Source organism: Ruminococcus bicirculans (ex Wegman et al. 2014), from assembly GCF_000723465.1.
Classification (GTDB): Bacteria; Bacillota; Clostridia; order Oscillospirales; family Ruminococcaceae; genus Hominimerdicola; species Hominimerdicola aceti.
In genome coordinates, this window is the sequence record NZ_HF545617.1 from 425208 (window position 1) to 445982 (window position 20775).

Consider the following 20775-nt stretch of genomic DNA (forward strand, 5'->3'; position numbering starts at 1 on the left):
GTAAAATGCCGTCTGTTTACAAAACGTTAACAATATTCGTGATTTTAGCAAACAAGACGATCAATATTTCAGCAAATTTAACAAATCAGAAACATTTTGCGACCTTATGTCAAAATCAGAATAGTACAATCCCTAAAAATCATATGATTAAAAAGCGTATGAGCGATACTTTATATAAGGAGGGACAAATATGTTTTCAGCACTGTTTGAACTGCTTACGGGGAATTTTCTATTTTTCGCACTGCATTTTGACAGCCGCAGCGTGTTTCCAAAACCGCTTTCAGCGAAGGAGGAGCGTGAGTGTTTTGAGAGAATGGCGCAGGGTGACAAGGCGGCAAAGGATAAGCTTATCGAACACAATCTCCGTCTTGTGGCACACATTATAAAAAAGTATTATTCAAATTCCACAGATCAGGAGGATCTTATCTCTATCGGCACTATCGGTCTAATAAAAGCTGTGTCAACATTTGACCACAAGAAAGGCTGTCGCTTCGCCACCTATGGGAGCAGGTGCGTGGAGAACGAGATACTAATGCACTTCCGCTCCCAGAAAAAATCTGCCAACGATATCCACTTTGACGAGCCTGTTGACTCCGATAAGGACGGCAATCAGCTTTGCCTTATCGACATAATCGCAGACGGAGAGGATGTTGCCGACAAAATAGAGCTTTCCATTCGCAGTGAACAGCTCTACCGCTATATCGAAAGCTCCCTTGATGAGCGTGAAAGACAGATAGTCACTCTGCGCTATGGCCTTTTCGGTCAGCCGCAACTGCCGCAGCGAGAAGTCGCAAAACGCCTTGGTATCTCACGTTCCTATGTTTCAAGGATAGAAAAGAAAGCCTTGAAGCTTCTTAAAGACCGCTTCGATAAGCAGTGATAGGCGTTGACGCAGTAGGGGCGAACAGCGTTCGCCCGCTGATTATCATATCATGTCATGACATTGCTTTAGCACTCATAAAACTGATATGCTAGCACTCGCATAATGAGAGCGCTAAAATTCAGCTAATGTTCACAACATCTTCACACAATGAACATATAGCAGGGGTATCATAAAGACAATGAAGAAAGGAAATGATACCAATGGAAGAGCAGAATAAATGATAAAGCTTACAAGATAAATTAAGATATAACACATCAAGGAGGAATTTATATGTTTGGACTTACACCATTTGAAAGAAAGAGTTACGACCTGTTTAACGCATTCCATGATTTTGAGAATGATTTCTTTGGAGAAAATGCACTCCAGAGCTTCAAGACCGATATCAAGGACGAGGGCGACAAATATGTAATGGAAGCAGAGCTTCCGGGCTTTGATAAGGACGATATCAAGCTTGACATCTCAGGCAATGATCTTGTTCTTACCGCTGAGCATAAGGCAGAGACAGAGGATAAGAAAGACAAGTATATCCGCCGTGAGAGGACATACGGTTCTTATCAGAGAAGCTTTGACCTTACAGGCATTGATACCAACAATATCACCGCAGAGTACAAGAATGGTATCCTGACCCTTGACCTGCCAAAGATGCAGGAGGTAAAGCCTGAAACCAAAAGACTTGAGATAAAGTGATTTAAGTAAAGCCAAGGCTTTGAATGAGGCGATACCAATGGGTCACGATATGATTTGCAATAGGTTTTGCTAGAATAAAATATCCGTGAGAGCGAAATGCCCCCACGGATATTTTTTGTTATCACGATTTTTTCTCACGGCTTTTAAGCCATATTTTTCGTATTAGTATGGCAAGTAAAATTCCTGCCACTGCACCGCTTGTGTCAATAAGAACATCACGCACCTGCCCTGCACGCCCCGGCACGAAAAGCTGATGTATCTCATCGCTTGAAGCGTAGATGCAAGAAAAAACTGCCGCAAAAAGCCCTCTGTATCCAAGCTTTTTCACCATAGCAAGATTTATAAAAGCCAGTATTCCAAGCAAGGCGTATTCGCTGAAATGCGCAAGCTTTCTTATGATGAACGTGGCGGTGTCCTTGTATTCCGCCTGCGCTGTAGTGTCAAGGCTGTCATATACAGGGTTGACAAATTCTATCACTGCGTTAAACACCGCATTTGATTGCTTGTTGGACTCGTCAGCATTGTTTGCCGAAAACATGAATATCACCACGCACCACAGCACAAGTGCCAACCCTTTAAGTATTATCTTTATCCTGCCTTTTGAAGTTGCTTTCAATGTAGCCTTTCAGCTCCTCTTTTTTGTTTTCCACCTTTTCGTCTATAACACCATTCAATGCAAGCTCCAGCCCAATGCCTATATTCTTTCCGCCAAAGCCCATTTGTATAAGATCTTTGCCGTTTATGTCAAGGTCGCAAATGTGGATACACTCGTTGTCCTCTTTTATCTCAATTGCAAGCTCTGCGATATGGTCAAGTTCTGCAAGCTTTTCCTGCCGTTTGTAGTCCGACTGGGCATATGTGTCAGCCCTGCGCACCTCCAGATAATCCATAACAAAGTCAAAGTCATGCTGAGCCATAAATCTCCGCACCGACTTTTTCGTGGCAGGTATCCTGTTGTCATGCTCCCATATAAGCTCATAAATATATTTCGCCGACGCATTGTCTATCCTGAGCCTTTTTAATATCTTCTCCGCCATGTAAGCCCCCTGGAACTGGTGCTTTTTAAAGTGGGAAATGCCGTTCTCGTCAACAGTGTGCATTCTCGGCTTGCCAATATCGTGAAGAAGCATAGTAAGCCTCATCTGCCACTGTGGTCTGACGTTCTCAACGCTCAAACAAATGTGACCGTAAACATCAAGGAAATGGTGGGGATTGTTCTGCCTGAAATCAAAGCTTTCCCGAAGCTCAGGTATGAACACCGCTATGACCTCACGATAGTCAAGCAATATCTTCCTTGCACCCTTTCCGCAGAGAAGCTTTTTAAGCTCCGACGCAATGCGTTCGGCAGAAATGCTTTTTAAAAGCTCACGTTGTTCAAGTATAGCCTTTGAGGTCTTTTCCTCGATCTCGAACCCAAGGCATGAAGAAAATCTCAGCCCTCTTAATATCCTCAAAGCGTCCTCGTCAAAACGCTTTTCAGGCTCGCCAACGCATGTTATAACGCCCCTTGCAAGGTCGCCTTGTCCACCGTAAAGGTCAATAAGCCCCTCTTTCGGTGAGTATGCCATAGCGTTCACCGTAAAGTCACGACGTTTTAAGTCCTCCTCCAGCGAGCTTTCAAATGTCACCTGAGCAGGCTTTCTATGCCCTATATACTCTCCGTCACTGCGATAACAGGTTATCTCCACCGGCTCGCCCTCTATCAAAACAGTGAGCGTGCCATGCTTTAGCCCGGTTTCAATAGTGCGGAAATTTGCGAAAACTTCAAGCATTTTGTCAGGGGTGCAGTTTGTGCAGACATCGTAATCATGAGGCTTTTTGCCAAGCAAACTATCTCTTACACAGCCACCGACTATATATCCCTCGTAGCCGCACTCATTCAGCCTGTCAAGAGCCGTCCTGACAAACTGCGGAATAAAGATCTCCAATTTACTGCCTCCCTTTATAGTTTTGTGAATTATGTGCGACTTTCGGGTCATAATATTTACATGAATATCTCGAAAATAATTGACCCCAAAATCTCACGGAGAGCGTTCCTCGCCCTCACGGGTATAGTGAGCGCACTTATGCAATCTATCTTGAATTTGCCGTGGCTTGCTTTTTTTATATTTGCGCCAATGGTGCATTGCCTGTCAGTCTGCCATGAAAAAAAGGCTTTCAGGCTTGATTTTCTGTGCTTTTTTGTACCATATTATCTTTTTCAGCTCACTTTTATGCTCACCATATGGAAAATATGTCCTCTGCCGTCCTTTGCCTCTATACCTCTTGCCACTTTAGCGTGGTTAGGTCTGACCTTGTGGGAGTGTATCCTTATGTATCTTCCACTGAGCCTTTTCCTGCCCCTGCGACCGCATCTTAAACACCGTTTGTCTGAGATAGTTTTGCTCTGCCTGCTTTTGACAGCAGGGGAGTGGCTTCAAGAGAAAGTTCCGATTTTGGCGTTTCCGTGGTCTGCGGCATGGCTATCTGTAACAAGTTCGCCACTGCTTTTGCAATCCGCCACGCTCATAAGCTGCCGCCTTACAAGCTTTATAATTTTCCTGCTCAACGGTCTGCATGGGGAGATATATACAAGCAAAAAGCGTTTTGCCTACACCGCCTTTGCACTGCTTTTGCAGGGGGCAAATTTAAGCTACGGACTTTATTCCATAAACCTCGACAAAAAGCTTGATAACATCTACCCTCAGATAGACGTTATCTGCGCACAGGATAGTCTGGAGGGCAGGGAAAAATCACACCGTAAAGCCCTTGACTCAGCACGCTCCTATCTTTCTATAATGGAAAGCTGTTGGCGGTGGGGTACTGATCTTGTTCTGCTTCCTGAAACTGCCGTGTCGAAAGACTATGACGAACAGCTAAAAGAATTTTCCCTTATATCAGACTTTGCCGCCACCCATGGGTGTACCCTTGTGACAGGCTCGTTCTATCTTGAAAACGGCAAGGATTACAACGCTCTTTTCGCCTATGATAAAAACGGCATTGCGTCTTCGCCCTACCTGAAACAAGTGCTTGTGCCTTTCGGTGAAAAGACACCTTTTGCAGGCATTTTCCACCTTGACACTATGAGCGAATGTGCAGACGAAAGACGCACCAAGCCCCTCGCCTCAGACGGCATGACCATAGGCTCTGTTATCTGCATAGAGTCCATTTTTCCAAGCCTTGTGAGCCGACAGAAAGAGCAGGGCGCACAGATAATTTGCGTTTCCACCAACGATTCATGGTTTGGCAAAAGCTCCGCCCGTGAACAGCATTACCGCCACTGCATAATGCGAGCCGTTGAGAACAGAAGATATGTCCTCCGTGCAGGAAACTGCGGAATATCAGCGATAATATCTCCCACAGGCGAGCAACTGTCCGTAAAATCGGACAAATCAAAAGGTGCGGTGTGGGGAAAAGTTACCCTTATTGGCAGGTAACTTTTTTTACCACTCTATCTCAAAAAGTCTAGCCATATAAGGTCTGTCAAACTTAACAGAAACATTGCCTGTCGCCTTTGAAAACTCCACAGGGGTTTCGCTGAAATCAGGATAAATGCACTTCACCCTTGCGTCAACACCCTTGAGGAAGTCGATAGGCAAAACGCAGGTGTCGCTCTTGCCCTCTCTCCTCCATACGGCAAGATAAGCCTTGTTGCCGTTTCTCAGACCGAGAGATACCCAGTCGTCCGAAAATTTGGACAGTCCCAAGCTCCAGAACGGCACTGCTTCCTTTATGTCCGCCCTTATCTTCTTGTAAACGCTGATAGCCTCTTTAACAAGCGCCTTGCGCTCAGGGTCGATGTTGCCAAGGTGACCGCTCTGGTGGATACGCAGAAGCATTGCATTTATCATGTTGAAAACAACTTCTTCTCTGTCACCTGATGTGATAGGATAAGCCCAGATAGCCGATTGCTCAGGGCAAAGGGCAGTAGGGGAGTTCGCCGCAATGGTGCAGTATTTTTTGTAATCGTCTTGATCTGATGTGGACTGAATGGAGTATCTTGAAAGCATCGCATAGTCCATTCTGAGTCCACCGCTGGAGCAGTTTTCTATAATAAGGTCAGGGTGACGAGCAAAAACACCGTCAAGCCATTCAAGGTAAGCCTTTTCATGACCCCACAGACCCTCGCCAACGCTGTCGCAGTTCTGCTCAGTGCCTATACCAGGCTCTATGTTGTAATCCATTTTTATGTAGCCAATGCCGTATTCCGAAACGAGCCTGTCTATTACCTCGTCAGCGTGAGCACGGACTTTCGGATTCCTGAAATCAAGCTGATAACGGCTTCTGTCATAGACTCTCTTGCCGTGACGTGTGAAGAACCAACTGTCATCGCAAACGCTGTCCACAAGCGGACACTTTATTCCCATGACCTCTATTTCAAGCCAAAGCCCGGGTATCATGCCCTTTTTGCGGATATAGTCGGCAACTTCCTTTACGCCGTTAGGAAAACGCTTTCTGCTCTCTTTCCATTCACCGACCTCGTCCCACCAAAAGCCGTCAGCATACCAGCCTGCGTCAATGCAGAAATATTCACAGCCTGCTTCTGCCGCAGCGTCCACAAGGGGAAACTCCTTTTCTGCCGTAGGGTCGCCCCACAGACAGTTCATGTAGTCGTTGAATATTACCGCAAGCCTCTGATTATCCTTGTTGCGGCGACGTATTTTTCTGCGGTATTTCGTCAGCTCGCCCATAGCCTTATCAAAGCTTCCTGTCACCGAGCCTACTGCACATTTCACGCTTTCTATGCTCTCGTTAGGCACAAGGTTTTTATACCAGTGGGACTCTATCTCCGACGGCCCAGAAAGCTGTAAATAGAAGTGTCCTCCCACGTCCGAAAGCTCCCAGTGCCAAGAGCCGTTTTGCTCTATCTGCCAAAACAGCACCGAGCCTGCTTCTGTGTTTTCAAGCACACCCATTGGTATGTATTCCTTTGCCGACCAGTTTCCAACGTTTGTGCAGGCAAATACCTTTGATGAACGCTGTTCCGTAGGCTTAGCAGAGGACGCAAGCCCCACCTGTTCAAGGGTGTAGTCCTGCCACTGCAATTCACGCTGCCATGAGTTGTGGCATACCCATATCTTCATCTTGTCCTCAGGCTTTTTAAGCCCCTCTTTTTCTACGCCCGTCAGCGCAAAGGAGGATATATATTCAATGGTCTGCACCTCGCTGCCCTTGTTTGTGAGGGTAGTCCAACAGCGTACAACAGACGTGCCGGTGTAAAACTGATAGTGGGACACAGCTTCAAGACCTGTGCCCTCATCAAATGTCACAAGTTCAAGCTTTCTGCCGTAATCATTGTTCACATCACGGAAGTCCTTGAACTTCATTCTCCAACCCGGAGCGGTCACGATATATTTGTTGCCGTGACGCTCGTCAGGGCGGTCGATACCGCTCGCCTGTATCTCTACAGGTCTGAAAGTTTTAAGCCCCATGTATGAAGCCGTCTTGGCTTCATCAAAAGGCAGAGCAGAGAAGTGCAGAAGCTTTGCCTCGTTCTCGTCTGTTATCTCAAATACTATATTAATGCCGTTTTCATATATCTCAATACGTTTCATATGGCGTATTTCCCTTCGTGATCTGTTTATCTGTACATATTATCATACACTTATATCATTTTCGCAAGCTCGTCAAGTATCCTGTGAGCGGCTTGCTCTTTGGTCATAATAGGCAGCTCCACAGCACCGCCCTCAGTGATAAGGGTGATAACGTTAGTGTCCGTCTTGAAGCCTGCGCCAGCGGTCTTTAGTGAGTTTGCACATATCATATCGCAGTTTTTGTTGGTGAGCTTTTTCTCAGAGTTCTTGATAACGTCCTGCGTTTCCATGGAAAAACCGCATATGACCTGACCGTCACGTTTGTGCTGACCTAGATAGCCAAGGATATCCTTCGTGCGTTTTAGCTCTATCTTCATATCATCGTCAGACTTCTTTATCTTGTTGTCAGCCACCGCAACAGGCGTGTAGTCAGCCACAGCCGCCGCCTTTACGATAATATCCTGCTCAGGAGCAAGCTTTGTGACAGCTTCAAACATATCCGCCGCAGACTTTACGTTCACAACGTCCACGAACATAGGCGGCAAAACCTCCATGTGACCTGCCACCAACGTCACCTTTGCACCTCTTTGCATAGCCGCTTTAGCCACCGCACAGCCCATTTTTCCGCTTGAATGATTAGTGATGTACCGCACAGGGTCGATAGCCTCCATGGTCGCACCAGCCGTCACAAGAACCTTTTTGCCGGCAAGATCTTTTTCACAGGCAAGCTCCCGAAGAATGTATTCAAACAACACCTCAGGCTCAGGCATTCTGCCGTCGCCGTCATCACCGTTTGCAAGCATACCTCTGTCAGGAGCGATCATCTCGTAGCCGAAACGCTCGAGCTTCCGGATATTGTCCTGCACAATAGGATTGTGATACATATTGTGGTTCATGGCAGGGGATATCATTTTCTTGCAAGGGCAAGCCATGACAGTGGTGGTGAGCATATCGTCAGCAATGCCGTATGCTATCTTTCCGATAACATTAGCGGAAGCAGGAGCAATCATAACAAGGTCAGCCTGCTTTGCAAGAGCAACGTGTTCAACACTGTATTGAAAATTTCTGTCAAAAGTATCTATAAGGCACTTGTTGCCTGTAAGGGATTCAAAAGTGATAGGGTTTATAAATTGAGTGGCGTTCTGTGTCATGAGTACCTGAACATTGCAGCCCTGCTTTTTAAGCAGTCTTGCTAAAGTTGGGATCTTGTAAGCCGCAATACTGCCGCTGACGCCGAGAACGGCCGTCTTACCTGAAAGAAGCATAGAGATGACCTCCTTAGTGGAAATATACAAGGCAACACCGCACAAAGCCCGCCTGACGGCTTTGCACGCCATCTGCTTGCAGATTTTCCGTCATATCACACAAAAATCTGACTACGCATCTGACGCACAATCTTTGTGCGGTATTGCCTTAAATATAGTATAACACAGATCATGTTGAAATGCAAGATTTCAAGTGATAAGTGAGCAAGGAAAATAACAGAAAACCGTTGCCCACAGATGCCCGTGAACAGCGGTCTAAACCATATGTCAATCCTTGTATTGCGAAGTTATCCCGAAGTATTCTTCAAGAGAAAGTCCGCTGTTGGTTATGTTTTGTGCTAAAGGCGTGCCTACATATCTTATATGCCAAGGCTCGTACTGATAACCGGTGTAAGCCTCCTTGCCCTTTGGATAACGAATTATAAAACCATATTTCGCACAGTTGTTGGCAAGCCACTTGGCTTCTCTTGTGCCGCCAAATGAGTCGCTGGCGTTGTTTACGTCTATTGCCATGCCCGTCTGATGGTCGCTGTAGCCGGGTCTTGCGGAGTATTTGTCTGCCGCAGCCTTGCCGTCACGGTTGCAGTACATATCATAAAGGTACCTCTGATCGTAATAAGAGCGGTATCCTGAGCATACCCACAGGCTTATGCCGTCTTTATATGCAGCGGTCTGCATCTTTTTGAATGCCGCTGATGTTTCTTTGGTCAGACCCTTTGGGTCATAGCTTGCAGGGAGGGAATATGTTTTGTTCGCCAAAAGAACTCCGTCAACATAGCTCATGCCGTTTATGACCTCGACAGTGTGGTCTGGGGTCTTGACGGTTATCTCCTCGGAATATGCTCCATAGTGATTTGAACCTTTATCGTCCGTCTTGCAGGCTCTTACCTTGAATCTGTATGTAGTCTTTGCGTAAAGTCCGTTTATTGCGCAGGAATTTACCGTAGATGAAGCTATGTTCTTCCACTTGCCATTTGTGTATATAAACACCTTGTAGCTTGTGCAGCCTACAGACTTCCAGTTAAGGTCAAGTGTAGAAGCGGTGATGTCAGAAGCTTTTACTCCTGTTACCTTCCTTGGATTTGTGGCGGAATTGTAGTTTTCACAGTAGTCGCTGTATATCTTAACTCCGTCTACTATCTTATATGCTCTTACCTTGAAATTCTCCCTTGTTGCCGCAGGCAGACCCTTGACAGTGTAGGTCGTGCCTTTCACGTCAGCTATCTCAGGATATTTACCCTTTGAACGCATTCCCACAGAATAGCCGTCCGCACCGCTCACAGCGTTCCAGCTAAGCTTTATAGAACTTGTGTTAGGGGTCTTAGATGTCAGACCAGTGACCTTGTTCACCATGACAGCCTGTGCCGTTATCTCCTGCGAATATTTGCCGTAGTGATTTGCACCCTTATCGTCACGCTTGCAGGCTCTTACTTTAAATTTATAGCTTCCTGCGTCAAGTCCTATGACAGTGTAGCTGTTTGTATCCGTCTGCGCTATCTGCGTCCACTTGCCGTTTTTCAGCATAAAGACACGATAGTTTGAACAGCCCACATTTTTCCATGAAAGGCTGACGGAAGCATTGCCCGTCTGAGCTTTAAGACCGCTTATAGGGCGTGGATTTGTGGCGGAATTGTAGTTCACTGAATAGTCGCCATAGACCTTTTGACCGTTCACTATCTTATAGGCTCTTACCTTGAAGTTCTCCCTCGTTGCCGCAGGCAGACCTGTAACAAGATATGTAGTGTCCGTAACGTCTGCTATCTCAGGATACTGACCCTTTGAACGCATTCCCACAGAATAGCCGTCCGCACCGCTCACAGCGTTCCAGCTAAGTCTTATTGAGCTTATATCAGGCGTTTTAGATGTCAGCCCTGTGACCTGAGGCAGACTTGTCTGCTCCACAGCTTCGGCCGCCTGCACAGGCATACTCACACTTAGCACGCTGTCAGGCACAGCACCTGCCGCACATATCATCATAGCGGCACAAGCCACTGCCGCTGCATTTTTTCTGTTTATTATCTTTTTCATTTTCAGACCTCCTTTGATGAAATTCTTTTGCACTTTAAGTATAACACATTTTTACCAGTTTGTAAACACGCAATTCCGAATTATTTTTGTTCACATTTTGTTTTTTATGTTTACTTATACTCAGTTGCAAAACCTCTCTTTTGGTTGCTGAAAGAATGTATAAAAAAACAAAGACCGCAGAAAAAATCTACGGTCTTTTGTGGCTGGGGTGGAAGGATTCGAACCTTCGGAATGACGGAGTCAGAGTCCGTTGCCTTACCACTTGGCGACACCCCAATGTTTGTTCGATTTAGCTTGTTTTTGGTTGGGATAGATGGATTCGAACCATCGGAATGACGGAGTCAAAGTCCGCTGCCTTACCTCTTGGCTATATCCCATCGTCATGTCCCTCACTCAAACAGCTTAATCATTATAGCACACCATTTCGGGAAATGCAATACCTTTTCATGTTTGTTTACAAAGCATTTACAGCGTATTAACATATATGGGCAAAACGACGTAAAACCGTACGATTTTGTAGAAAAACTATTGAAAATGGTCAAAATATGTGATAAAATGACCATAAGAGCGTGGCTCGGAACAAAAAACGAAAGGTCGTAACCGTTATGGAAGAGAAGAAAAAAGGATTTATCAAGAAGTTTGTAAATGAGTTCAAGGCGTTTGCTCTCAAAGGAAACGTCATGGACTTGGCAGTGGGCGTTATCATAGGCGCTGCGTTTCAGGGTATCGTGACGTCATTTACGGAGAATTTTATCAACCCGATAATAGGCTGTATAGGCGGTGCTGACGTAGAGGGCAAGATACATTTGCTTGGAAATCAGTACATAAACTACGGCGCATTTCTGACGGCAGTGATAAACTTCATAATCATGGCGTTCGTTATTTTTGTAATAATGAAGGTCATAAACAAGCTTGCGTCACTTGGCAAGCATGAAGAGCCTGAAAAGCCGGCAGAGCCACCGGTGGACATAGTGCTTCTTACAGAGATCAGGGATCTTCTCAAGGCACAGCAAGCGGCTGAGACGAGCAAAGAGGAAGAAAAGGCAGAAGAATAAGATCTGAAACGGTACACTTTTTAAGTTAAGGGACAGCTCCCATGTGGGGCTGTCTTTTTTGTTGGTTATCTTTTTGACGGTATTCGCTCAAATTCAGGTAGGGGCAAACACTTTTCTTCTGTAAAAACTCCACAATTATTTATCTTTCACTTTGTCACTTATTCTGTTTTAAATCTCTTTACTTTTTTGTCATCATATGATAAAATAATAACATATATGTTTGTGAATACTTTTAAGCTTTTAAGTTTTCTAGCTTTCAAGCTTTTAATTATGAAAGGAAGTTTTTGTATGCCTATAACCGAGATACTGGAGCGTAACGCACGAGAGTTCGGAAACGATGTTGCTCTGGTAGAGGTCAATCCTGAGATCAGAGAAACCAGACGTGTGACTTGGAAGGAATATGAGCTTATCGAGCCTAACCCAGTCTGTCATTATCGCCGTGAGATAACCTGGAGCGTTTTCAACGAAAAGGCTAACCGCTTTGCCAATCTGCTTTTATCCCGTGGGGTAAAAAAGGGTGACAAGGTGGGTATCCTGCTTATGAACTGTCTTGAATGGCTGCCTATTTATTTTGGTATCCTCAAGACGGGTGCGCTTGCAGTGCCGCTGAATTTCAGATACACTCCAGAGGAGATAAAATACTGTCTTGACCTTGCCGAGGTGGATATTCTTGTATTTGGTCCTGAATTTATCGGCAGAGTTGAGGAGATAGCTGATGAGATAAGCAAGAACAGACTTCTTTTCTATGTTGGCGAGAACTGTCCGTCATTTGCAGAGCATTATGACAGGCTCACTGCAAATTGTGCAAGCACTACTCCGTACATAGAGCTTACTGACGAGGACGATGCGGCTATCTACTTCTCGTCAGGCACAACAGGCTTCCCGAAGGCTATCCTGCACAATCACGAGAGCCTTATGCACGCCGCAAGAGTTGAGCAGAATCATCACGGTCAGACAAAGGAGGACGTTTTCCTTTGTATCCCTCCGCTTTATCATACAGGTGCGAAGATGCACTGGTTCGGAAGCCTTATCTCAGGAGGCAAGGCGGTGCTTCTCAAGGGCGTGAAGCCTGAGTTTATCCTTGATACCGTTTCAAGAGAAAAGTGTACTATAGTATGGCTTCTTGTGCCTTGGGCACAGGATATCCTTGACGCTATCGACAGCGGCGAGGTGACACTTTCAAAGTATGAGCTTTCACAGTGGAGGCTTATGCACATAGGCGCACAGCCTGTTCCGCCGTCACTTATTGCACGCTGGAAAAAGGTTTTTCCTAACCACAAATATGACACTAACTATGGTCTTAGCGAATCTATAGGTCCCGGCTGTGTACACCTTGGTGTGGATAACATTGACAAGGTAGGCGCAATAGGCAAGGCAGGCTTTGGCTGGAAGGTCAAGATAGTTGATGATAAGGGCAACACTGTAAAGCGTGGCGAAGTTGGCGAACTTTGCGTAAAAGGTCCTGGCGTTATGACCTGCTACTACAGAGATCCAAAGGCGACGGCTGAAACTCTCAAAGACGGCTGGCTTTTCACTGGCGACATGGCTCAGGAGGACGAGGACGGATTTATTTACCTTGTTGACCGCAAAAAGGACGTTATTATAAGTGGTGGAGAAAATCTTTACCCTGTACAGATAGAAGACTTTTTGAGAAGTCACGACGCTATCAGGGACGTGGCAGTAATTGGTCTGCCTGACCAGCGTTTGGGCGAGATAGCGGCGGCAATAATCGAACTAAAGCCAGATCACCCATGCACAGAGGAAGAGATAATGGCGTTCTGCCAGAAGCTTCCGAGATACAAGCGTCCGCACAAGATAATTTTTGCAGACATACCGAGAAACCCGACGGGCAAGATAGAGAAGCCGAAGCTCAGGAAGATATACTGTGGCGAGAGCCTTGTGGCAAAGCAGAATCACGGATAAAAAATAAAGAGGGGTAACGAAAATGGGACGAGAAGTAGTATTTGCCAACATACGAAAAAGAATGATAGCAATGATAGTTGGCGGTGTGATACTCACGCTAATGGGTGGATTTATCTCATTTGCGGCGGTAGTAGCCGGTGAATACAGCGTATTGATACTTGGACTTTTTGCGCTTACGCCTGGTGTTATATTTCTTATATTTGGTACGTCACGGAGGACGCACCCTGAAAAGAGCGGCATATTCAAAGCCAATCCCGATCTTTTACAGCAGGCTGACGAGCTTTACGCCAACATACAATATCAGGACGATTATATTATCGTATCCGACAGGGTGCTTGCCAACAAGAAAGTGCCATTTCAGATGTGCTGGCGAGAGGAAGCCTACGGCATTTACCAGCACACAGCGAGTATGAATTTCATCAGCTACACCAACGAGATAATCGTCTGCACGAAGCACAAGAAGAATGTACTGCGTTTTAACGTATATGCCAAGGGCAAGGACACCGCCATGGGGCTTATGCAATTGCTTTCCCAATGTTGTCCCAACGCAATGGTAGGTTACACTCCTGAAACGCTTGCATATGTTAAGGAGATGCAGAGGCGTGCTCAGCAATAGATAATTGACAAGCTCTTTGTGCTTAAATTTGCACAAAGGGCTTGACTTTTTTTGTGATTACTTGTATAATAGTATAGTTGACACAAGGAGATGTACCCAAGTGGCTGAAGGGTCCGCACTCGAAATGCGGTAGTACGGCAAAACCGTAGCGAGAGTTCAAATCTCTCCATCTCCGCCAGCAGGGGCGTGCCCCTGCACCTAATTCCGCCTTACTGTGGTAGGGCGGATTTTTTTGTTGCCACACAAAATCTTGCATTTCCACACGAACTGTGTTATAATCCTATATATCAAACATCATAACATGGAGGTCTATCATGTACGAAAATTTTAAATATCTCGACGCTGTTGCACAAAAAGAGATAACTAAGGGTGTTTTCTCAGGCTCAGTTCTCAGCGTTATCCATAAAGGCGAAACTGTCTATCTCAAAAGCTTTGGTCTTGCTGACAAGGAGAAAAATATCCCTATGAAAACTGACAGCATTTTCAGACTCTTTTCTATGTCAAAGCCTGTCACAGCCGCTGCCGCAATGATACTTATCGAGCGTGGTCTGCTTGACACTCGTCACCTGCTCAAGTGGTTTATCACTGAGTTCTCCGACCCTGTGGTTCTTGATGAGAACGGTGAGCGTCCTGCTGACAGAGATATAACCATAGGCGACCTGCTCACCATGACTTCCGGTATCCCCTATCCTGACGGCACTCCTGCAGGTCAGAAAATGGGTGCGCTTTGGGGCGAGCAGTCTGAAAAATATCTCAAGGGCGAAAAGCTTCTGGATACTGTGAGCTTCGCAAAGGAAATGGGCAAGCGTCCTCTTATGTTCACCCCTGGTGAAAAGTGGATGTACGGTGCATCTGCCGATATCATGGGTGCTGTTATCGAGGTGGTTTCTGGCATGAAGTTCGGAGATTTTCTTAGAAAAGAGATCTTTGAACCCCTCGGTATGAACGATACAGGTTTCTATATCCCAGCGGAAAAGTACAGCCGACTTGCCCAGTGTTATGAATACAAAAATGGAGGAAACGAGCCGTTCACTCACTTCCACCTTTGCCTTACTGATTACACTGTACCTCCTGCCTTTGAGTCGGGCGGAGCAGGTCTTGTTTCCACTGTAGAGGACTATGCAAAGTTTGCCAAAATGCTTATGAATAAGGGCGAGCTTGACGGCGTGAGGATACTCGGCAGAAACACGGTCGATTTCATGACAAGAAACGGTCTTACACCTGAACAGCGCAAGACCCTTAACTGGGACAGCACAAAGGGTCACGGCTACGGTAACTTCATGCGTATCCTTGACGACCCTTCCACCGCAGGTCTTATCCAGTCAGAAGGCTCTTTCGGCTGGGACGGCTGGATGGGCTGTTATTTCAGCATTGACCCAAAAGAACAGCTCTGCATACTATATTTTATCCAGCAGACAGGCGCAGGCACCACCGATTCTGCAAGGCGTTTGCAGAACATCGCATGGGGTGCAGTAAAATAAGCAGAGGAGGTCTGAGATTTGAAATTACAGGAAGGCAGATTTATACAAGGGCTTAGAAATATGTTCAGCCTGCGCTGGGATATGGCTGACCCTGATGAGATACATAATACGATAATATCTGGCGCAAAGCTTCAGGGTACTAATATGTGTATCCTCATGCTTGCCATACTTATAGCTTCCATAGGTCTGAATATGAACTCCACCGCCGTTATAATCGGTGCTATGCTTATCTCGCCTCTTATGGGCGGTATAACAGCCATAGGCTATGGAATCGCCACAAATGACCTGACTCTTTCAAAGGGTGCGGCAATAAGACTTGGCATACAGGTGGTCATTTGCCTTATCACCTCGACTATTTACTTTACTATCTCACCTATCACCACAGCCTCCTCCGAGCTTCTTGCCCGAACCACACCTACAGCGTGGGACGTTCTTATTGCCCTTTTTGGCGGACTTGCCGGCATAATAGGTCAGACCCGTAAGGAGAAAAGCAACGTTATCCCCGGCGTGGCTATCGCAACAGCACTCATGCCGCCTCTTTGTACCGCAGGCTACGGCTTGGCAAGACACCGCCTTGACTATTTCGGCGGAGCATTGTATCTCTTTTTCATAAACAGCTTTTTTATCTGCCTTGCGGCTATCGTTGTGCTGAAGTTTTTAAGGCTGCCTCACGGCAACGATATTTCCCCGAAGGCTTTGAAAAAGATACACAGAAATATCGCTTTTATCACAGTTATTACCATGCTGCCTAGTATTTATCTTGGCTATGATATTGTGAAAAAGACAATGGATAACAGCAGTGCAGAGAAGTTTATCACCGAGAATTTTGACTTTGACGGCACTCAGATAGTGCAGAAAACAATAGATACCGATAAACGTATGATAGAAGTGGCACTTCTTGGCAAGAAGATAAGCACTGCCGATACAAAGGCGCTTCAAAGCGAGCTGAAAGCTTTCGGATTGGGGGATTATAAGCTTGTGATAACACAGACCGAGGTGGAAAGCGGTGTTACCGCTGACGAGGTCGAAAAGATGCTTGAAAAGAATGCCGACGATGAGGAAACACAGAACAAGGTGGCACAGGTGTTTGCGCAGAAAGAAAACGACGACCTTAAAGCCGAGAATGAAAATCTGAAAGCACAGCTTGACAGCTATCAGAGCTATGATATCGACATGAGCGATATCGCCGAGGAGCTTGCTATCGTTTATCCAAACATAACAGGTGCGGCAGGCGGTCACATGAGCAGCCATTCAGTAGGCTCGCCCACAACAGTTAATGGCATAGCAGTGGTGCTATATGAGAACAAGGCTCTTACCGATGAACAGCTCAAAACTGTCACAGAGCTTCTGAAAAAGCGTCTTGACGTCACAAATGTCACCGTTATCCAGCAGGTGGAGAAGCAGAAAGATACCACCTCAAAGGCTGAAAGCACCGATAAAAAGAAAAAGAATTGAAAAAATTCTGAAAATGTAGGTTTGTCAATCATATTGGACACTATTATTAAGAAATTCGATAGGCGAAAACCATTTGAGGGGACGCATAGGACGGTTGTTTGTTCGACTTAAACGTGCAGCTAGCTGCACGTTTAAGTCGTCGCAGGAATAAAACCTATGGCACGAATAGAATTTGTTGTGATCTTCTCGGTGACTGCGCTCTACTTTGCCATTGTGCCTGGGCGTATATGGACGAATGAGTTTGTGTTCAATGCCAAGTTGTGAGAGCGTATTCTCAAACAGCGTTTTCTTGTCTCTTTTGCTTGGCGAAAAGCGGTTAGTAAATTCAAATCCATTGTCGGTCTGAATACATTTCACCGTTATTCCTCTGCGTTTGTACCATTTCACCAGCCTGTTTACAAAGTCTGCTGAAGAATAGGTGCTTTGCTCCTCATATCCGTATAAAAATCTTATCCTGGTATACTCATCGATCGCCGTGTATTGGTACAGCTTCATCTCAGGGTCAGCTATACACTTTCTCGGAACTACCTTTACGTCCACCTGAATACGCTCTCCGGGGTATGTCATCTGCTCGTATGGCTTTGGTTTATACGTCGCTTTCTTCGGCTTTTTCGGAAGCATTCCTAGTTTTTTCATAACCCTGTAAAGACTTTCAAGACAGCGTGTATACCCTTGTTTTCTGAGACGATGCCATAGTTCGGGAAGCTCAAGTGTCGGGTTCCGTTTGTGATACCTTTTGATAAGATCTATTTCTTCCTTGGTATGCTCATTGGGATGATGATGCGGTCGGCGTGATTTAACTGCAAGGGACTCCACACTTCCGTCCCAGCGTTTCAGCCAGAAATATATATATGAACGTGATTTATTGTATTTTCTGCTTGCTCGGCTCACTCCATATTTCTTTGCGTAATTCATTAAGGATTGACGAAACTTCATATCTTGTGTTATACTATTCATGAGAGATAGGCTTCCTTTCTGATTTGAATTTGGTGTGGTAACTTTATTTTATCAGATTTTTGCCTATCTCTCTTTTCTTTTTTCTTAATTTTGTCCAATATCTATTGTAGCACTACAAAAAGAATTGAAAAAATTCTGAAAACCCCTTGCAATCTGAGAAGATGTGTGCTATAATATATTAAAATGTATAATTATGTTTTGGAGGAACAAAAATGAGCGTAATTGAGATCGTTGCAGGCGCACTGCTGATCGTAGCCAGCCTCGTTATCATACTTGTAGTTCTTGCGCAGGACACCAAAGAGCAGGGTCTTACATCTGCTATCGGCGGTGGATATAACGATTCTTTCTATGGAAAGAACGGTTCAAACACCAAGGACGCTAAGCTTAACAGACTGACAAGGATAAGTGCGATACTGATATTCGTGATAACTCTTGCTGTAAATATCATTTATCAGATCAAGAAATAATTGCCCGCCCTGCTCCGTGCAGGGCTTTTTCTTTTGGAAAGTAAAGTAATAGTAAAAAGAAAGGAAATTTATGAAACTGGATTACAGAAAAATAATATACTCAAAGTTAAAAAAAGCAGGCAAAAAGCCACTGACTTTCAAAGAACTGCTGAGATCATGCAGAGGAAAGGGCTTTGAGTTTGAAAAGTTCACAAAAGCCGTTGACAAAATGAAGAAAAACGGCGAGATAATAGAAGATAAATTCGGCATAAGGCTCGTTGACCCTAAGAAATTCGTCAAGTGCGAGGTGGTAAGGCTCAATAAGACCTACGGCTTTGTGAAAAATCTTGACACTGACGAGGAAATTTTTGTTGTGGGCAAGTACCTCAAAGGCGCAATGCCACACGATATCGTCCTTGTGAGAACGTTCAAGGGCGAGGGAGCTTGCACCGAGGGCGAGGTCATGAGCATTGTGGAGGAGAATTTTGCTAAGTTCACAGGGGAGCTTGTGAGCGAGTTCGGCGTGCTGAAAATAGTCCCTGATATGCTGTCAAAATATGCAATGACCTTTGAGAACCCTATGCGTCTTGAGCTACATGAGGGCGATAAGGTGGTGGCGCAGGTCACAAAGCGTGGAAACAGGCACTCTGAACACGTCTGCGAGATAGTTTCAAGCTATGGAAGCTCCATGAAAGCCTCTGCCTGTGCAATGAGCGTACTTGAGGTCAATGGTCTGACCCCTGTTTTCCCAAGCGAGGTCATCTTTGAGGCTAGGAAAGTGTCTGATTATTCAAGGATAAAAGAGGAGATACCTAACCGCCTTGACCTCCGTGACAAGCCGATATTCACCATTGACGGCGCAGATACAAAGGATATCGACGACGCAATTTCTGTTGAACGAACCAAAACAGGTTATCTCCTTGGCGTTCACATTGCCGACGTTTCCCACTATGTTCAGCCAAAGTCACAACTGGATAACGAAGCTTTCAAACGTGGCACAAGCGTCTATTACGCAAACCGTGTTATACCAATGCTCCCTAAGGAGCTTTCAAACGGCATCTGCTCCCTTAATCCGAATGAGGACAGACTTGCGTTCTCATGTCTTTGTGAACTTGACAAGCAGGGCAATATCACAGACTATAAGTTTGCAAAAACTGTTATCCGCTCCCGTGTAAAGGGCGTTTATTCCGAGATAAATTCACTTTTGGCAGGCAGTGACGATGCTGAACTTAAAGAAAAGTATGCCGAGGTTTCAGATCAGCTTCCTATTATAAAAGAGCTTGCGGATATTTTGTATAAAAACAAGAAAAACCGTGGCTGTCCTGAGCTTGAAACCTCTGAGAGCAAGCTTATCATCAATGACGAGGATATCTGCGTGGGCGTTGAGAGGCGTACCCGTGGAAGAAGCGAGGAGATAATAGAGGACTTCATGCTTGTTGCAAACGAGTGTGCCGCAAGATTTGGCATGGATAATAACCTGCCGTTCGTTTATCGTATCCACGAAGAGCCGTCAGACGAAAAGCTTGAATCTCTGAGAGAAGCGCTTGTCAAGCTCAACGTCCAGTATAAGCTGGGCGAAAAGGCTTGCCCTGGGGATATGTCGGAGATACTCAAAGCCGCAAAGGGTACTGATATCGACCTTATCATGAACAATATCGTTCTGAGAAGTATGTCAAAGGCAAGATATTCCACCGAACCTGTGGGTCACTTCGGACTTGCGCTGGAGGATTACGCACACTTCACCTCGCCTATCAGACGTTACCCTGACCTGACTATCCATAGGATAATGTCAGCTTTTCTCAGTGGCAGCAGTGCAGAGGAGTGCGCCACAAAGTTCAACAAGTTCGTTTACGCCTCAGCCGACCAGTCCACAAAGACGGAGCTTACCGCAATGCAGGTGGAGCGAAGCTGTGAGGATTGCTACAAGGCTGAGTATATGAACGCTCATATCGGTGAGGAGTTTGACGGAACTGTGGTGTCAGCCGTCGAGTTCGGACTTTTCATCGCCTTGCCGAACACCTGTGAGGGACTTCTTCACACGGACAATATGCCTGACGGCGAATATGTCTGCGACGATATGGTGAGCCTGAAAAACCTTACAAACGGCATGGAATATCGTGTGGGCGACCCTATCAGAGTAAAGGTGATAAACGCAAATGTAAATTCGGGCAAGATAGATTTTGCACTTGCTGACGAGGACTAAATTAAAAATCAAAAGGACGGCGAAGAAAAGCCGTCCTTTTTTGTGTGTCAAAAAATGTAGGGGCTGGCGCCCTCGACAGCCCGCTTTTCTCCCACGTCACTATTTATGTTGATTTTCACATTGTATAAACATCGCTCGAACCATGTAGGGGACGACGCTCTCGGCGTCCCGTTCCTTTCGCTCGTCTTTTGGTCTTACAAACTTATCGTTTCATGAATTGCGTATATGTACAAAAAATCGGACAGTCGCACCAAGCAACTGTC

Annotated in this window: 16 protein-coding genes and 3 tRNA genes; 11 read left to right on the forward strand and 8 right to left on the reverse strand. The window is 45.5% G+C overall.

What is annotated here, in order from left to right:
* The first annotated feature begins 190 nt into the window (after window positions 1-190).
* Together sigK and RBI_RS12365 are read left to right on the forward strand one after the other, a co-directional pair.
* Complete coding sequence (sigK, locus tag RBI_RS12360) at window positions 191-880, forward strand: RNA polymerase sporulation sigma factor SigK (RefSeq protein WP_041337407.1); 690 nt, start codon at window positions 191-193, stop codon at window positions 878-880.
* A 273-nt stretch (window positions 881-1153) separates the two neighbouring features.
* Window positions 1154-1570 carry an Hsp20/alpha crystallin family protein gene (locus tag RBI_RS12365; protein ID WP_041337408.1) on the forward strand — a complete coding sequence of 139 codons (417 nt, stop codon included), beginning with the start codon at window positions 1154-1156 and terminating at the stop codon, window positions 1568-1570.
* 121 nt (window positions 1571-1691) lie between these two features.
* Here the strand turns inward: RBI_RS12365 and RBI_RS12370 are convergent, their stop codons facing one another.
* Window positions 1692-2186, reverse strand: coding sequence for a VanZ family protein (locus tag RBI_RS12370; protein ID WP_081856059.1), 495 nt, complete (start codon window positions 2184-2186; stop codon window positions 1692-1694).
* The gene (locus RBI_RS12375) at window positions 2146-3498 is read right to left on the reverse strand and encodes a CCA tRNA nucleotidyltransferase (RefSeq protein WP_041337409.1); all 1353 of its coding nucleotides are present in this window, start codon (window positions 3496-3498) and stop codon (window positions 2146-2148) included. Before RBI_RS12375 ends, RBI_RS12370 begins: the two co-directional genes overlap by 41 nt.
* Before the next feature lie 60 nt (window positions 3499-3558).
* On the opposite strand from RBI_RS12375, the gene lnt reads away from it, so the two are divergent.
* Window positions 3559-4986 carry an apolipoprotein N-acyltransferase gene (lnt, locus tag RBI_RS12380; protein ID WP_081856060.1) on the forward strand — a complete coding sequence of 476 codons (1428 nt, stop codon included), beginning with the start codon at window positions 3559-3561 and terminating at the stop codon, window positions 4984-4986.
* Between the two features lie 6 nt (window positions 4987-4992).
* Here lnt and RBI_RS12385 read toward each other — a convergent pair whose 3' ends face one another.
* The 5 genes from RBI_RS12385 to RBI_RS12405 all read right to left on the reverse strand — a co-directional run bounded on the left by RBI_RS12385 (window position 4993) and on the right by RBI_RS12405 (window position 10753).
* Window positions 4993-7104, reverse strand: a complete 2112-nt coding sequence (locus tag RBI_RS12385; protein ID WP_041337411.1) for a glycoside hydrolase family 36 protein — start codon at window positions 7102-7104, stop codon at window positions 4993-4995.
* Between the two features lie 50 nt (window positions 7105-7154).
* Window positions 7155-8348, reverse strand: a complete 1194-nt coding sequence (coaBC, locus tag RBI_RS12390; protein ID WP_041337412.1) for a bifunctional phosphopantothenoylcysteine decarboxylase/phosphopantothenate--cysteine ligase CoaBC — start codon at window positions 8346-8348, stop codon at window positions 7155-7157.
* A 267-nt stretch (window positions 8349-8615) separates the two neighbouring features.
* Window positions 8616-10376 carry a D-alanyl-D-alanine carboxypeptidase family protein gene (locus RBI_RS14300; protein WP_051706925.1) on the reverse strand — a complete coding sequence of 587 codons (1761 nt, stop codon included), beginning with the start codon at window positions 10374-10376 and terminating at the stop codon, window positions 8616-8618.
* Window positions 10377-10576: 200 nt separating this feature from the next.
* Window positions 10577-10652: transfer RNA gene (locus tag RBI_RS12400), tRNA-Gln, on the reverse strand.
* 25 nt (window positions 10653-10677) lie between these two features.
* Window positions 10678-10753, reverse strand: a tRNA-Gln gene (locus RBI_RS12405).
* 228 nt (window positions 10754-10981) lie between these two features.
* On the opposite strand from RBI_RS12405, the gene mscL reads away from it, so the two are divergent.
* The 6 genes from mscL (at window position 10982) to RBI_RS12435 (ending at window position 16906) form a co-directional block, all read left to right on the forward strand.
* A complete protein-coding gene (gene mscL, locus RBI_RS12410) occupies window positions 10982-11431 on the forward strand; it encodes a large conductance mechanosensitive channel protein MscL (protein ID WP_041337413.1) in 450 nt (149 codons plus the stop codon).
* Window positions 11432-11719: 288 nt separating this feature from the next.
* Complete coding sequence (locus RBI_RS12415; protein ID WP_041337415.1) at window positions 11720-13354, forward strand: class I adenylate-forming enzyme family protein; 1635 nt, start codon at window positions 11720-11722, stop codon at window positions 13352-13354.
* A 22-nt stretch (window positions 13355-13376) separates the two neighbouring features.
* On the forward strand, window positions 13377-13970 hold the full coding sequence (locus tag RBI_RS14305; protein ID WP_051706927.1) for a hypothetical protein: 594 nt from the start codon (window positions 13377-13379) through the stop codon (window positions 13968-13970).
* Window positions 13971-14056: 86 nt separating this feature from the next.
* Window positions 14057-14148: transfer RNA gene (locus tag RBI_RS12425), tRNA-Ser, on the forward strand.
* Between the two features lie 136 nt (window positions 14149-14284).
* Window positions 14285-15451: a serine hydrolase domain-containing protein gene (locus RBI_RS12430; protein WP_041337417.1), complete on the forward strand. Its 1167-nt coding sequence runs from the start codon at window positions 14285-14287 to the stop codon at window positions 15449-15451.
* An 18-nt stretch (window positions 15452-15469) separates the two neighbouring features.
* Window positions 15470-16906 (forward strand): DUF389 domain-containing protein, encoded by a 1437-nt coding sequence (locus tag RBI_RS12435; protein WP_051706929.1) that lies wholly within the window; start codon window positions 15470-15472, stop codon window positions 16904-16906.
* A gap of 24 nt (window positions 16907-16930) precedes the next feature.
* Here the strand turns inward: RBI_RS12435 and RBI_RS12440 are convergent, their stop codons facing one another.
* Window positions 16931-17863: an IS481 family transposase gene (locus RBI_RS12440; RefSeq protein ID WP_041337418.1), complete on the reverse strand. Its 933-nt coding sequence runs from the start codon at window positions 17861-17863 to the stop codon at window positions 16931-16933.
* 212 nt (window positions 17864-18075) lie between these two features.
* Here RBI_RS12440 and secG point away from each other — a divergent pair, with 212 nt between their 5' ends.
* On the forward strand, window positions 18076-18330 hold the full coding sequence (gene secG / locus RBI_RS12445; RefSeq protein ID WP_022287545.1) for a preprotein translocase subunit SecG: 255 nt from the start codon (window positions 18076-18078) through the stop codon (window positions 18328-18330).
* A gap of 70 nt (window positions 18331-18400) precedes the next feature.
* Entirely contained in the window at window positions 18401-20512 is a 2112-nt protein-coding gene (gene rnr, locus RBI_RS12450) for a ribonuclease R (RefSeq protein WP_041337419.1), read from the forward strand.
* The last annotated feature ends 263 nt before the right edge of the window (window positions 20513-20775 follow it).